The following is a 275-nucleotide window of genomic DNA, read 5'->3' as shown; positions in this document are numbered from 1 at the left end:
CACCTTTGCTTTGAACGCCGCTGAGTGCGTCCGTCGGGTTATCTTCGTCATTTCCTCGGTTCCTTTGCCAACATTATCTCTGGCTCTGGCCCCGGCCAAACCACTTATCCGACTGTCCGAATTTTCGCGGCCACCTCTGCTTCTTGCCCGTGCCTTCCGCTTCCGCAAAGCTCATCTGGCGTTTCATCGTCGTGGACTCGTTCCGTGAACTACGTTCTACAACGTACTCGGCTGCGTCAGCGATGACCACCGAGCCGGATAAATCAGTATTTCCC

The 275-nt window shown here is 55.3% G+C and carries 1 protein-coding gene; it reads left to right on the top strand.

What is annotated here, in order from left to right:
• Positions 1-208, top strand: a 208-nt coding sequence (locus tag SB771_RS34345) for a hypothetical protein (protein ID WP_410721955.1), incomplete at its 5' end; no start/stop codon positions are given.
• Between the last annotated feature and the right edge of the window lie 67 nt (positions 209-275).

Origin of the sequence: Burkholderia sp. SIMBA_051, assembly GCF_046534915.1 — a bacterium.
GTDB classification, from domain to species: Bacteria; Pseudomonadota; Gammaproteobacteria; order Burkholderiales; family Burkholderiaceae; genus Burkholderia; species Burkholderia ambifaria.
Note: the sequence above shows the minus strand (reverse complement) of the source record. Positions and strands in the feature narration are given on the sequence as shown.